Source organism: Hamadaea sp., assembly GCF_013362815.1.
Taxonomy (GTDB): Bacteria; Actinomycetota; Actinomycetes; order Mycobacteriales; family Micromonosporaceae; genus Hamadaea.
Genome location: NZ_JABFVK010000031.1, coordinates 121,435 through 135,256, shown reverse-complemented (window position 1 = coordinate 135,256; position 13,822 = coordinate 121,435). Strand labels below are relative to the sequence as shown.

15 protein-coding genes are annotated in these 13,822 nt (G+C 66.7%); 10 read left to right on the top strand and 5 right to left on the bottom strand.

The window, feature by feature from the left end; translation table 11 throughout:
• Window positions 1-49 precede the first annotated feature (49 nt).
• From HOV77_RS17115 to HOV77_RS17075, 9 genes are all read left to right on the top strand, one after another.
• Window positions 50-694, top strand: a complete 645-nt coding sequence (locus HOV77_RS17115; RefSeq protein ID WP_290863388.1) for a TetR/AcrR family transcriptional regulator — start codon at window positions 50-52, stop codon at window positions 692-694.
• On the top strand, window positions 691-1,362 hold the full coding sequence (locus tag HOV77_RS17110; protein ID WP_290863387.1) for a VC0807 family protein: 672 nt from the start codon (window positions 691-693) through the stop codon (window positions 1,360-1,362). The genes HOV77_RS17115 and HOV77_RS17110 overlap by 4 nt, the downstream gene beginning before the upstream one ends.
• Window positions 1,362-2,270 (top strand): alpha/beta hydrolase, encoded by a 909-nt coding sequence (locus tag HOV77_RS17105; protein WP_290863386.1) that lies wholly within the window; start codon window positions 1,362-1,364, stop codon window positions 2,268-2,270. Before HOV77_RS17110 ends, HOV77_RS17105 begins: the two co-directional genes overlap by 1 nt.
• 263 nt (window positions 2,271-2,533) lie before the next feature.
• Window positions 2,534-3,346 (top strand): trypsin-like serine protease, encoded by an 813-nt coding sequence (locus HOV77_RS17100; RefSeq protein ID WP_290863385.1) that lies wholly within the window; start codon window positions 2,534-2,536, stop codon window positions 3,344-3,346.
• Window positions 3,347-3,560: 214 nt separating this feature from the next.
• A complete protein-coding gene (locus HOV77_RS17095) occupies window positions 3,561-3,962 on the top strand; it encodes a peptidase inhibitor family I36 protein (protein WP_290863384.1) in 402 nt (133 codons plus the stop codon).
• Window positions 3,963-3,973: 11 nt separating this feature from the next.
• A complete protein-coding gene (locus HOV77_RS17090) occupies window positions 3,974-4,384 on the top strand; it encodes a peptidase inhibitor family I36 protein (RefSeq protein WP_290863383.1) in 411 nt (136 codons plus the stop codon).
• Window positions 4,385-4,398: 14 nt separating this feature from the next.
• Complete coding sequence (locus HOV77_RS17085; protein ID WP_290863382.1) at window positions 4,399-4,788, top strand: peptidase inhibitor family I36 protein; 390 nt, start codon at window positions 4,399-4,401, stop codon at window positions 4,786-4,788.
• 98 nt (window positions 4,789-4,886) lie between these two features.
• A complete protein-coding gene (locus HOV77_RS17080; protein ID WP_290863381.1) occupies window positions 4,887-5,561 on the top strand; it encodes an ATP-binding cassette domain-containing protein in 675 nt (224 codons plus the stop codon).
• A complete protein-coding gene (locus HOV77_RS17075; protein WP_290863380.1) occupies window positions 5,558-7,843 on the top strand; it encodes an FtsX-like permease family protein in 2,286 nt (761 codons plus the stop codon). Before HOV77_RS17080 ends, HOV77_RS17075 begins: the two co-directional genes overlap by 4 nt.
• 47 nt (window positions 7,844-7,890) lie before the next feature.
• On the opposite strand, the gene HOV77_RS17070 is transcribed toward HOV77_RS17075, so the two are convergent.
• The 3 genes from HOV77_RS17070 to HOV77_RS17060 all read right to left on the bottom strand — a co-directional run bounded on the left by HOV77_RS17070 (window position 7,891) and on the right by HOV77_RS17060 (window position 10,563).
• Window positions 7,891-8,601, bottom strand: coding sequence for a hypothetical protein (locus tag HOV77_RS17070; protein WP_290863379.1), 711 nt, complete (start codon window positions 8,599-8,601; stop codon window positions 7,891-7,893).
• A 274-nt stretch (window positions 8,602-8,875) separates the two neighbouring features.
• Window positions 8,876-9,871, bottom strand: coding sequence for an OmpA family protein (locus tag HOV77_RS17065; protein ID WP_290863378.1), 996 nt, complete (start codon window positions 9,869-9,871; stop codon window positions 8,876-8,878).
• Entirely contained in the window at window positions 9,868-10,563 is a 696-nt protein-coding gene (locus tag HOV77_RS17060; protein ID WP_290863377.1) for a helix-hairpin-helix domain-containing protein, read from the bottom strand. The genes HOV77_RS17065 and HOV77_RS17060 overlap by 4 nt, the downstream gene beginning before the upstream one ends.
• A gap of 199 nt (window positions 10,564-10,762) precedes the next feature.
• Between HOV77_RS17060 and HOV77_RS17055 the strand changes: the two genes are divergently transcribed.
• A complete protein-coding gene (locus tag HOV77_RS17055) occupies window positions 10,763-11,788 on the top strand; it encodes a phosphotransferase (RefSeq protein ID WP_290863376.1) in 1,026 nt (341 codons plus the stop codon).
• A gap of 247 nt (window positions 11,789-12,035) precedes the next feature.
• Here the strand turns inward: HOV77_RS17055 and HOV77_RS17050 are convergent, their stop codons facing one another.
• Together HOV77_RS17050 and HOV77_RS17045 are read right to left on the bottom strand one after the other, a co-directional pair.
• On the bottom strand, window positions 12,036-12,467 hold the full coding sequence (locus tag HOV77_RS17050) for a hypothetical protein (RefSeq protein WP_290863375.1): 432 nt from the start codon (window positions 12,465-12,467) through the stop codon (window positions 12,036-12,038).
• A gap of 510 nt (window positions 12,468-12,977) precedes the next feature.
• Complete coding sequence (locus HOV77_RS17045; RefSeq protein WP_290863374.1) at window positions 12,978-13,817, bottom strand: metallophosphoesterase; 840 nt, start codon at window positions 13,815-13,817, stop codon at window positions 12,978-12,980.
• Window positions 13,818-13,822: the final 5 nt, after the last annotated feature.

Here is a 13,822-nt window from a genome sequence, read left to right as displayed (position 1 = left end):
GCGCTGAGCTTCCTTGACGAGATTTACTCAAGCGAGTAACGTCTTACTCATGCGAGTAAACGTGTCCGCAGCGGCCGGTGAGCCGTCGGCGACCGGAGGCCAGACCGCCGCCAACACCGCCCGCCGCGCGCAGATCATCGAGGCCGCGATCGAGTGCATCGCCGAGAACGGCTACGCGCGGGCTTCTTTCGCCCAGATCGCCCGACGGGCCGGCATCAGCAGCACCCGCCTGATCTCGTATCACTTCGAAGGCAAGGAAGACCTGATCCGCGCAGTCGTTCAGGAGGCGCTGCGGGCCGCCGGTGCGTACATGCGCCCGCTGCTGCAAGCACAGACGAGCTCGTCGGCGATGCTGGCCACCTACATCACGTCCAACATGGCCTTCATCCGTACGCATCCCGCTCACATCCGGGCCCTTCTGGAGATAGCCGCCAATACGCGCCCGGATTCGGCAGTGCCGGCCGTCGAGCCGGACTCCGCATCTCCGGTCGCGCTGCTGGAGCAGCTGTTCCGGCAAGGACAGGACGCTGGGGAGTTCCGGCCGTTCGATCCACGTGTGATGGCGCTGAGCCTGCGTGCCGCCATCGACGCCGCCGTCAGCGAGCTGACCGCCCGGCCGGACCTCGACCTGGACGCCTATGCCCGCGAGTTGGTCGCCTTGTTCGACCGGGCCACCCGGAAGGAGCCGAAATGAACGGCACGGGGACGACCATGCAGGCGGCGAAGCCGGGCAGCGCAGCGACCAGCCGCCGGGCGATCATCAGTTCCCTGCTCACGGACTTGGTCGCACCATTGGCCGTCTACTATGGAGCCCGTCTCCTCGGCGTGAGCCAATGGGGTGCGCTACTCGTTTCAGCGGTGATCCCGATAGGCGTCGTAGTCCAGCGATTCGTTCGGCGTCGTCAGGTCGAGTACTTCGCGCTGTTCGTCATCACCGTCTTCGCGCTCGGAGCGGTGCTGTCGGCGCTCACCGGCGACCCGCGCACCATGCTCGTACGCGAGGCGTGGATCGGCATGGTCGGCGGCCTCGCCGGCGCCTGGCTGCTCGGTTCGCTCCTCCGAGGCCGGCCCGCGCTGATGGTCGTATTCCGGTCCTTCGTGCTGGCCAAGTCGGGCCCGGACGGGCTGCGTACCTGGGCCGCGCGGTGGGATCACGAGCCGGGATTCCGGCATGGCCTGCGAGTGCTCACCGCCGTGTGGGGCATCGCCCTTCTGCTGACCGCCGTCCTGCAGGTGCTGTTCGCCTACGCCCTGCCACTCGACGTCGCACCGGCTGCCATGAACTTCACCTGGCCCGTCATCGCCGTGCCGCTGTTCGTCTTCCACCTGGCCTACACCAAGCGGCACAACTTGAGGGCCTGATGACCACCGAAGGAGCCATTCCCATGTCCGGCACCGCCGACCGGCCGAGTCCCACCTTCGTCTTCGTCCACGGAGCCAACGGAAGCGGCGGGGTGTGGAACCCCGTCATTCTGGAACTGGCGGCGCACGGTCACCGCGCGGTCGCCGTGGACCTGCCGGGCCACGGTCTACAGGCGGGTTACCCCGTGTCCTACCAGGCGCCGCAGGACCCTGCCGCGTTCGCCGACGAACCGTCGCTCATGGCCGGGATCACCCTCGACGCCACGGTGGACTTCCTGACCGACGTCGTCCGGCGCGTCGCAGTTCACGGGCCGGTGATCCTGGTCGGGCAGAGCCTGGCCGGAATCAGCATCACCGGCGTGGCCAACCGCGTACCGGAGCTGATCGGGCAGCTCGTCTACATCTCGGCGTTCTGCTGCGTCAACCTGCCGACCGTGTACGACTACTACCTGACTCCGGAGGGCCGGACGAGCACCGTGCTCACCTTGCCCAAGGTCGGCGACCCGGCCCGGACCGGCGCGCTGCGCACCAACTGGCGCTCGGCCGATCCGGCGTTCCTGGCCGCGGCGCAGCGCGCCTTCCTGGCCGATGGAACCGCAGCGCAGCTACGCGCGCTCCTCGCCGGCTGCCAGCCCGACGAGTCCGTCCTGCTGTCCTTCACCGATGCACGTATTCAACCCAGCCGGTGGGGCGGCGTACCGCACACTTTCGTCCGGCTCACCGACGACGAATCGATCCCGCTCGCCCTGCAGGACAGGATGATCGCCGAAGCGGACGCAGCCGTGCCGCACAACCCGTTCCGGGTGCACACCCTGAGCTCCAGCCACCTCGGCTACCTCCTGCGGCCGGCCGAGATCGCGGCGCTCCTAGCCCGGTCAGCCCGGCACGAGCCAAGTCTGTCGGCCTGATCAGCCGGACTAGCCGCCCACCGTTCGGCCGCTCGAGGCCGCCGGTTGTGGTCCGAGGTGTCCGATGGGCCGCAGGCGGTCGTCCATCATCGCAAGATCCTCCACGGTTTGAAACACGCCTTAGGGCACCTCCCGGTGGTCATCCCCGGCTGTAGCGTGCCCACACGGGGTACGACTGCATCACCCGTCACAAAGCATGCGCCTCAACTTCGGCGATCCTCGTCCGGTGCCGGCGGGGACCGCCATTTGCATTAGGAGTGTGGATGGTCAAGAAGGTACTTGCGGTCATCGCGACCGCGCTCGTAGCGGTCGTGTCGTCCGCACAGCCCGCGCAGGCGATCACCGACGGCGAGCTGGACGGTGACCGCCATCCGTATGTCGGCCTCATGGTGGCGCAGGACGCCGAGGGCAATCCACTATGGCGGTGCACCGGCACTCTATTGTCCGCCACGCTGTTCCTGACCGCTGGTCATTGCACACAAGCCCCAGCGGCACACGTCGAGATCTGGTTCGCGGCGGACGTCGAATCGCAGATTCCCGCCAACGGCTATCCGAGTACGGGCGATGCCGGGGGTACGCCGTACACCCACCCCGACTTCGACCCGGCCGCCTTCAACCTCCACGACCTGGGAGCCGTCGTGCTCAGTGAGCCGGTCCAGATGGCGGAGTACGGCAAGCTGCCGGCGCTGAACGTGCTGGACGGCATCGCGACGATGCGTGGGCATCAGGACGTCACCTTCACCGCCGTCGGATACGGAGCGCAAAAGTCGTTCCCGGAAGCCGCATCCTGGAAGGAACAGGCTCAGCGGGTACGGATGCTGGCCACGCCGCGTCTCCTCCAGATCAACACCGGCGTCACCGGCGACGGATCGCTACTGCTGTCGAACAACGCCGACACCGGGGGTACCTGCTTCGGCGATTCCGGCGGCCCCAACTTCATCGGCTCCACGAATGTCGTCGGAGGAGTCACGTCGTTCGGGCTCAACGACACCTGTGCGGGAACGGGAGGCGTCTACCGCGTCGACCGGTCCGACGACCTGGGCTGGCTCAACTCAGCATTCGGCGGCCGCCTCTAGGCTGTATCGGCCCTCGCCGCGCCGGCTCGGCACCCGCCGAGCCGGCGTTGTGCCGTCCAGCCTCTTTTGTGCGTCCCATGCCATGGTCGACGCTGATTGTCAACGCGCCCTCCCCGCCCTGAGGCGTATTGCCGCCCGCCGATGCCGATCTCCAGTATGCATGCAGGACAACCCCGGGACCCGTCCTGTTTCCGCGTCCAATTTGGAGGTTGGTTTGCTACACCGCATCAAGCGGGGCATCTCGCTGGCGTTGCTGGCCACAGGTCTGCTCAGCGCCGGCATGCCCGCACCGGCCAACGCCCGCCCCATCAAGCCCCTCGATTCCGTGTGTGACCCCGACTGGGTCTGCATGTTCGAGGACAACAACTACTACGGCGACCGGTACGACCGCTCCGGCGTATACGAGAACTTCTACGACCTCGGCTGGTGGAACGGCGACAACGAGATCAGCTCGGTCAAGAACCGTACGCAGTTCTACCTCTGCATGTACGCCGGCGACTCGCCAAGCGGTGATTATGTGCGCATCCCGCCGGGTCAATACGTCCCCAACCTCGGCAGTGCATACGCGTTCGACAACGACGCCGAAAGCATCAAGATCACCAGCGGCGCATGCTGAGAGGAGCGGCCATGAATCGAACGGCACGCAGAGCACTCGCCGTTGCCGCGGCTTCGGCAGCGATCGCCGTGGGCACCGCTACGCCGGCTTTCGCCGGCCAGGGCGACGTCGAGTCCACTTGTCCGAGCAGCGACGTCTGCATGTGGGAAGACAACAGCTTCGGTGGCAACAAGTGGGTAGAGCAGTCGACGTACGACGGCAAGGTCTATGACATCGACTGGTGGAACGGCGACAACGAGATCAGCTCCATCCGCAACAACAGCGGATTCTGGATCTGCGTCTACCCCGGCGACTACACCTGGGGCGGCGGCTACATCAAGGTCGGCCCGCACACCGAATACAGCAACCTCGCACAGAGCTTCGGATTCGACAACGAGGCCGAATCATTCAAAGTGGTCTCTTCCACCAGTAACTGCAACTAGCCCGGAGGACATCGATGAAATCTGTTTTCCGTCGCTTCCTCGGTTCGGCGATCGCCGCCGGCGCGCTGGTCGTGGCGAGCCCGCTGCCGGCTCACGCCGCTGCCAGCGACTGTCCCAGCAACTACGTCTGCATGTGGGAAGACAGCGGTTACAGCGGCGACATGTGGGTCCGCTACGAACGCGGAACGATCTACCACGACAAGTTCGAGATCGACGGTTGGGACGGGGACAACGAGATCAGTTCGATCGTCAACAACACCAATCTCTACCTCGTGGTCTTCGTCGATGACAACTGGAACGGCACGACGAAGTGCATCAATCCATGGGCCCAGCTGAGCTCGCTCAGCAGCTTCTGGAACGACAACATCGAGAGCTTCGTGCTCGACGACGACTGCATCGTCTAGTTCCATGATCAGCGCCGGGGCCACGGCCCACCGCCGACGCCCCGGCGCCACTATTCTGCAACTCTTATCGATTTGGACAATCGGCATGAAGGAGAAAGATGAGTCCACTGGTCTCCGCCGCGACGGTATCCCGCACCCTGGGAAGCACGCTCGCCCTCGACGACGTCGAGATCTCTTTGGACGCCGGCGAGGTGATCGCGGTCGTGGGTCCGTCAGGATGCGGCAAGTCCACGCTGCTTCAGGTTCTGGCGGGGCTACTGGAGCCGGACAAGGGAACCGTCACCTTTCGCGAAATTGACCTCTTTCAGCTGAACGACCGTGCACGCAGCGAGATCCGGCTACGTCATTTCGGGTTCGCCTTTCAGTTCGGCGAGCTCGTTCCCGAGTTGACCTTGCAGGAGAACGTCGAACTACCTCTGCGCTTGTCGGGCGTATCCGCCCGCGACGCCCGCGCACGCAGCGCAGCGATCCTGTCCGAGCTGGAGATCAGCGCGCTGGGCGTCCGGCGGGCCACCGAGGTCTCCGGAGGTCAGGCTCAACGCGCTGCGATCGCCCGGGCGATGGTTCACGAGCCCGCCGTCCTGTTCGCGGACGAGCCGACCGGTGCCCTCGACAGCAAATCGGGAAAGAGTGTTCTCGGCGCGATGCTGAGTTTGGCGCGCGATCGCGGCACAGCCGTCCTGATCGTCACGCATGACAGCTACGTCGCCGGCCAGGCCGATCGGATCGTCGAGATGCGCGACGGAACCGTTCTCAGCGGGAGCAACCGATGATCGCGCGCTTCCGGCTCCGCGTCTGGCCTTGGATCTGGCTCGGGTTGCGGATGTGCGCCGGCTCGGGCAAGGCGATGCTGCTTCGCACGATCCTGCTGGGAGCGGCCTGCGCGGCCGGAGTCTTCCTCGTACTCGCGGCGATGGCGGTGCCGGTTGTAGCCGATGCTCAGCATGAGCGAAGCTATGCGCGTACCCCGGTAGTGGCCGAAGACGGCACCGACGGCCTCAAGATGGTCATGATCTACGACGCGGTCGACAGCCGACCACTGCTCCGCGTCGCGGTTGCCAACGCGGGACCCGGCAACCCGCTGCCACCGGGCATCGATGCGTTCCCGGCGCCGGGTCAGATCGTGGTCTCTCCCGCCCTTCGGGAACTCATCATTTCCGACGAGTCGGTGCACTACCGGTTTCCTCAGCCCATCGCCGGCGTCATCGGTGCGAGCGGGCTGGTCGCGCCCGACGAGCTCTACGCGTATGTGGGTGTCGACTCAGACGAGCTGTCAGAACCCACCGGCGTGGTCACCGGTTACATGGACTCAAGCAATGAGCAATGGAAGGCGTCTCTCGGAAGCACGGAACTGGAACGAATGTTGACGCCGCCACGCGTCGTTTCAGCTAGCTTCGCCCTCTTTCTCGTCGTGCCGCTGTCGGTCCTCCTGGGAATCTGCGTACGGTTCGACGCATCCCGGCGTGACCGGCGGCTCGCCGCATTGCGCCTGGTCGGCGCCAGCCGGCGGCAGGCGTACTTGTCGGCGGCCACCGAGATGGCGATAATCGCCGGGACCGGGGTCGCCGCCGGCGTCGCCGTCTTCATGGCCGTGGCTGGATTGAGCGAGGGCTGGCGCGTAGGCCGGTTCCACTGGTACGCCTCGGACATCCAGGTCCCGGCCAGCCGCATAGCCGTCCTCGCAGTGCTGACGGTGGGCCTGGCGATAGCCGTGTCGGCGCTGGGCAGCCGACCGGCGATCACCTCACCGATCCGGATTCGACGCTCCGGCAAGGCATCAGGAGCATCGCGCTGGCGGTTGCTGCCTCTCCTCGTCGGACCTGTCGCTCTTCTCATCGCACCGTCGACTTTGCTGACACCGTTGCAGCGCTTGATCGTGCTCGCCGTCGGCATCCTCTCGGCGGTCGTCGCGTTGGCCACCGTGACGCCGATCATTCTCAATGCCGCCGGTGCCGCGACCACGAGGTTCAGCCGGCTGCCTTTGTGGGCCCAACTCGCTGCGCGCCGAGCCACCCACTCCCCGGCGATCACGCCCAAGCTGGTAACCGGCGTCCTGGTGGCGGTATTCGTCGCCGGATTCGGCATGATGATCGCGACGACGGTGCGTGCGGGCAAGCCGGTTCCCACGGCGGTCGAAGCCGCGGCGGACGAGTCGCCCGTCGTCGAGGCGTTCGGCGTCCCGAGGCAGGTCGCGGAACGCTTGCGCGGTTCACCGGCGATCGCCGGGATGAGCACACTCCAGCGCGATGTCGCCACCGGCTCCGCTGCAGGCCAGCACGCCGTGGTAGTGCACGCGTCGTGCCGTGACGCCGCAGCCTTGTTCGAAAGGATCGGCGAATGCGTCGACGGCACGGCCTACCGCATACGCCACGCCGATGGTGCCCAGCTCACGTCTTCCGAAGTCAAGCCGGGCGACCTGCTAGTCGTCGCCTACGGCGACCGAAAAGGCCAATCGGTCGCTGTTCCGGCCACGTCGCTCGAAGTCTCGGGGATGGATTTCGGGTGCCAGTGCGACATCCTCATCGCCCAGGCCGTCGACACCGGTGATCTCGTCATCCGGCTGGCCGGCCCGAACACGGGATTCTGGCCGGACGTCGCTCGCAAGGCCCCGGCGACCTGGTTCCAAGGCAATCAGGACCGCAGGCGCGGATTCGACGCGGATGCCGTCCTGACCCTGATCTTTGTGGGCCTGACGCTGAGCGTGTCGCTGGGAATGGTGGCGTTCGTCATCGCATCCATCGACCGCAGCATCGAGTCTCGGCACAGAGACGCCCCGCTGCTGGCCATCGGCGTCCCGGTCCGATTTCTGCGGGCCGCCGAAGCAGCACAGCTGCTGCTCGTCATCGTGTCCGGGTTGGTGCTCGGGCTGGGGCTCCTCGCTCTCACCACGCATGCGTGGGCGGGCGTGTTCACGATCAGCTTCTCGACTGTGCTCGGCGCGCTGCTGCCCTTGTTCGGCAGCGTCATCGCCGGAATGATCATTCTCATCATGACGGTCATGGCGCTGACGACGCGCGATCGTGCCCTGGCGCCCGAGGAGCTCCGCCGCGAGTGAGCTCGCGCGAGACGGCCCGCCGGTAGCCCCGGCGGGCCGTCTCTCGTTCACGGGCGCACGAGACGCAGATGCTCCTGCCGCACGAGGCCCTGCGTGATCACCGTGCGGGCGAGCAACTCGCGTCGCCATCCCCGGGCCGGACCGCCTGCACCTGGCAGGCCCAGGCGGTCCGCGAAATAGTCCAGATAGGACCGGACGGTCCGAGGCTCCAGCCGGTGGCCAAGTCGCCCGAGATGCTCAGCGATCTCGCGCTGCGTCAGCAGCGGCGAGTCCAGCCCACGTCGCAGGCGCACGGAACACATGATCACGGTCGCCAGAAAGTAGACCTTCGTCTCGAGCTCCGCCGACCGGCCACGAGATCCCTCAATGCAGCAGTCGTCCTCGCTAACGACCGGTTCGGGCGCAGAGACGATGAGCGCCGAGTGTCCGGAGATGCGAAGCCGGGCCATCTCGAATGGGATGACGACATCCCGGCGATGAGGCTGGCAGATCACCCGCTGTAAGGGATCCTCAAGATCTTCTATGGTCACGTCGGCGCGGCGAGACTGATTCGTCACCGCCCACATCGTGTTGCCGACCGACAGCCTGACATGGAACCGGGCGTGCCAGGAAAGGCGAACGTCGAGCGGACAGGTGACGCAGCTGCCGATCGAGAGCAGCTTGCCCGGCACGACCTCGGCAATTTTCGATGCTGAATGGCCGGCTCTGGCGTCCTGCACCCAGATGCCTGCCGCGCGCAAACCCCCGTTGGTGAACATCGTTCGTCTACACCGCCGCGGAGACGATCGTGAAGGCATTGTTCGCGACCATGATGAGCTTGTGCGCTGTGGCGATCTTTGGTCTCATGGAACCTCCATAGGGAACGACGCATCGACATTGTTGCCATCGCTTCCGAGAGAAGGTACGGGCCGAACGCGATGACGGCAAGGCAGTTCGACCTTGGCCGAAACACACAGCGGATGCGGCGTCGCGTACAAGTGCACCGTCACCCGGAAGCTCGCGGGGAGCGACCGGATGACGGTGCAGGAGTGCCTAGTTCTGGTGCTGGACGATGAACTCGACCCGGCGGTTGATCGCGCGGTTGTGGTCCGAGGTGTTGGGGACCCGGGGCCGCGACTCGCCGAACCCGTTGGAGGACAAGCGTTTCTTCGCCACGCCGAGCGAAATGAGGGTGTTCAGCACGGTCGCAGCGCGCGCCTTGCTCAGCTCTAGGTTGTGCGCGGCCGTGCCGGTGTCGTCGGTGTGGCCTTCGATCCGCACGATCACCGCCGGATTCGCCTGGAGGATCGTCGCCGCCGACGCGACCGCCGCCCGGCCTGCGGCGGTGAGGACGGCGCTGTTGTCCTCGAAGGTGATCGGCGGCAGGCTGATCAGCGCCTGCTGGACCTCCGTCGGCGGTGCGACGGTCAGCTGATCGCTCACGTTCGCGCCGCCCACCGCCTGACCCGCCGCCGCGACGACGGCGTCGCGCACGGCCGTCGACCCGACCTGACCGCTGACCGTGATCCGGCCGTCGGACAGCGCGATCGTGACGCCCTTCGCCGTCGCGCCGAGCGCATCGACGATGGCGTACAGTCCGGCGACTCCGTCCTCGGTCACGTTCGGGTCGACGGTCAGGCCCGACTGCGTACCGGCCTTGGACTCCAGGGCCGCCTTCGCCGTCTGGCTTACCGCTCCGGTGATCGCGAGCTGCGTACCGTCGACCGTTGCGGTCACCGACGGCTTCTTCGTGGGAGCCGCCGGGCCGGTCACGTCGACGACGCGTACGCCGTCCAGCCCGGCGACGACCTGCCGCGCCTTGTCCACATCGGACGCGTTAACCACCGTCACCGCGCCGTCGCGACCGGTGAAGCTGACCTGCGTACCGGTGATCCCGGCGGACTGCAACGCCTGGTTCGAGCGACCGGTGAGATCGTCCTCCATGGCGTGCCGGTTCCCGGTGTTCTGGAACAACCCGATCGCCAGCAGCCCGACGACCGCGACCGAGAGCCCGACCCAGACCGGCAGCCGCCGTGCGTCGGCGCTCATTCGCGGCCCTCGTCTCGGCCCGCGACCAGCCGCCGGGTGAGGTCGGCGTGGCCGTCATGGTCACCGTCGGCCAGCATCCGGGCCTGCCGAGCCCACGTCACGATGCTCGGGGCGAACCTCAGCCCAGCCGCCTTGATCGCCGCCCGCAGCTGGGTCTCGTCGGCGTCGGCCACCTGCGCCCACGTCCGGAGGCCGGCCGTGTGCAGCGCCGCCTCCATCTTCGGGCCGATTCCCTCGATGCGCTGCAGGTTGTCGTCCTCGACGGCTTCCGCCTCCGGGGCAGTGGCCTGGACGGGGATCTCGACCGCTGCCGGCTCCGGCTCTGCCGTTGCCTCGGCGGCCGATTCCGGCTCTACGACAGCGACGAGTTCGGGCTCCGGCTCGGCGTTGCTGGCCGGTTCGGGCTCCGCCACTACCTCGGGCTCCTGGGCCTTGTTCCCGACCGCGACGGGCTCCGGCTCTGCGTCGGTAGCACGTTCGGGTTCCGACACCGCCTCGCTAGCCGTCTGCGGTTCGGCCTCGGCCGGTTCCGCTTCCTTCTCTTCAATGGCCTGCTCGGCTGCGGGCACTGCCGCAGGTGCCGCCGCCTTTTCGCCTCGCAGCAGACGGCCCCAAAGGAGCCAGCCGACGAGCACTCCCAACAGGAACGCCACTGCGATGATCACTATGGACTGACCGATGAACCAAGTCACCTGGAACCTCCGCGCGCGAGACCCCGCCTGGATCTCCGGTGCGGAAGCATTCCACATCCGTCACTCAAGCCGATCACCTGGTGAGCCTTTCCGGCCTACCGACCGGACAGTTCCGGCCTACCGTTCATCGGCGTACGCGGCGACCAGCGGTCATCCCCGAAACCTGCCGAGACGTCAAGGTCGGCCGTACGCTGTCGCGGTGGAAGCCGCAGACGACGACGTGATACGGCTGGCCCGAGTCTGCGGCGCTTTCGAGCTGGGCGAGCTGCTTACGGCGCGATTCCTGCCGATCGGCGTGATCAATCGCAACTGGCGAGTGGACACCACCAGCGGCACCTATGCGGTGAAGGAGCTCCACGACTCGCACGCGACCGGCGTACGCCGACAGCATCGAACCATGAATGCTCTCATCGGCCTGGGAGTTCCAATTCCAAAGCCACTCGAACGTTCCGACGGCGATCCCGTGTACGCCGTCGACGGTGTCGAGTTCACGGCGACCGCTTGGGCGTACGGGCAGCATCTCGACGGCTTGGCGATGAGTCTCGACCAGGCCGCGATCCTCGGCGAGTTGCTTGGCACGATCCACCTTGCGCTGGCCGAAGCGCTAGGGCCGGCGGGTGATTGGTCGGAGATCGCGATCGCCGAGCCTGTCCAGACGCTGACGTACCTGGACTTCCTCCTGGATCACATTCGTCGCAAGCCCACTCAGGACGACATCGACGAGGTGGCGCTGGCCAACCTGAGCTGGCGTCGGACGATCCTTACCGCCCCGGAATTGTCGGCACCGACCGGACCGGAGATGGGTCCGCACGGCCACCTCCATGGCGACTTTCACTACAACAACGTCCTGTGGCAGGAGGGCACCATCAGCGCGGTCCTGGACTGGGACCGCGTACGCACCCAGTCCCAGCCGTCCGAAGTGATCCGCACCTGTCTGCTGACTTTCGGCGGCCATGGAGCCATCGACCTTCCGCGCACCGAGGCGTTCGTACGCGGCTACCGGCGACAGCGTCCGGTGACTGACGACGAACTTGCCGACGCCGAACGCCGCATGTGGTGGACCTGGCTCAACGGGTTCTGGCCACTCGATCAGCACTATGAGCACGGCAACACGAGGTTCGACCACCAATTTGTGAGTAACGCGTCCACCTTTCGATGGTGGACCGACAACCGCCGCGACGCCGTCGCCGCCATCACTGGCAGAAGCGCGACCCGTCACATTTAGCCGAGGCGCACCGGGACATGAGATCGCTTCGGTGTGTCGGGCTGACGAAGGTGGGGCCCTCAGGCATGGCTTTGATTGTCTACGCCGATCCCCCCGAAGGCCCCACAGTCTCTTTCCACCTGGTCTGCGGCCTGGCCGATCCCAAACCCCGGCACTACAGGTCCGCCACCTGCCCACCGGGCACATCGTCGCGGATCACTATGCCCTGGTGGGCGGCCCGCACGGGCCGACCCACCAGGTGTGTCCGTCAGTTGAAGACGATGATCTTGTCGCTTTCGGAGTGGTCGGTTCTCGTTGTGCCGGTGGAGTTCCAGATCTCCACCAGGGTCCGCACCTGCTTCGAGGAGTCGGGCAGCGTGTCGGTGTTGATGTGCCAGTAAGGGTTCGTGTAGCGGCCGGTGTGGTCGAGCTTCAGCAGCGTCGACCCCGACACCCACTGGACCGGGTTGGTATTGATCTGCATGCCCACGCGGTACTTGGCGTAGGTGATCGACGGAGCGGTGTTGAGGTAGAAGTCGGCGTTCACCCACGCGCCGCCTTGGTAGTCCACACACGCGCCCACGTACGGGTGGCTCTGGTCGCAGTTGCCGGCGGCGGCGAGTGCCGGTCCCTGCGCGGCGAGCACTGTGCCGCCGATGAGAGCCACAGCCGTCATCGTGGACAGGAGCAATTTCCTCATGCCTAATCCCTTCCGCCGCCGACCCCCGTCGGCGGCTGTCCCGGACATTTCCCGGGACGCCGCTGGCACCGTGCGCGCGACAGGTGACCCCACCCCCGTTGCAGCCGTGTACCGGCCGATGGTGAGCCCCGTCCGCCACCGGTGCGGTGGCGGCGTTTCCCCGTGCCAGAAGCCTGGCACCGGCTGCTTATACATCCGCTATACGCGCGTTGCCGAAGGTCAGGGCCGAGCTGAGCGTGGACAGCCACGACACGGGCGAGGGTGCTGGTCTGCGGCCGCACTCGACGTAGAGCAGCCGTGCCCGTGGCGGCGAGGACGTCGGTGGCCTGCGCGGCGAGCAGCCGGTAGGACCCGTCCCGTGCAGCGCCACTGACGCGCCCTGCCAGCAGCCGTGTCATCGCCGGTGCGCAGCAGGATTGTGGCCAGGGTGATCCGGCACTTAGAGCGTCGCTTCGCCCAAGTCCCCGAACGTCTCCCCCGCCGCGACGACGGCGGGCGGGATCTCCTCGGTCAATTCAGCGTCTCTGGGGCCGGCAAGATTTGGCGCGGCGGGTTCGGCGCGCTGCCTCGTAGTCGCCACTCGCGCGGGTAGCCGACGGAGACCTCCTCGAAACGGACCCCGTCGTGCCAGGTCGTGCGTGGAATGTGCAGGTGCCCGTAGACCACGGCCTCGGTCCGGTGACGCCGATGCCAGTCGGCCGTGTGCACGGTGCCGCACCACTGCGCGAACTCGGGATAGATCAACACTCGCGTCGGTTCCCGGACCAGCGGGTAATGGTTGACGAACACGATGGGCGTACCGGGGTCGAGGGTGGCCAGGCGCCGCTCGGTTGCCGCGAGCCGCGCGGCGCACCAGGCGTCCTTGCTCGGGTACGGGTCGGGGTGCAGCAGGACCTCGTCAGTGCACACGACTCCTCGCTCGTACGCGAGTGCCAGCGAGTCCTCCTTGGACCACGTGCCGTCCACCCGGAACGTGTAGTCGTAGAGGATGAACAGCGGCACCACGACCACCTGCCCGCCCGCGCCGTCCCAAATCGCGTACGGGTCCTCCGGTGTCAACACTCCCAGCCGCCGGCACAAGGCGACAAGGTACTCGTATCGCTCCTGCCCACGAAGCTGCACCGGATCCTTGCGTGGGGTCCACAGCTCGTGGTTGCCCGGCGCCCAGATGACCTGGGCGAACCGTTCGCGTAGGACGCCGAGCGCCCATTCGATCTCGGTGCTCACCTCGCCGACGTCCCCGGCGACCAGCAGCCAATCCCCGGGATCGACCGGCCGCAACCGGGTGACGAACTCGCGATTGTCGGCATGTTCGACGTGCAGGTCGCTGATGGCGAGCAGCCGGCTCACGGCAG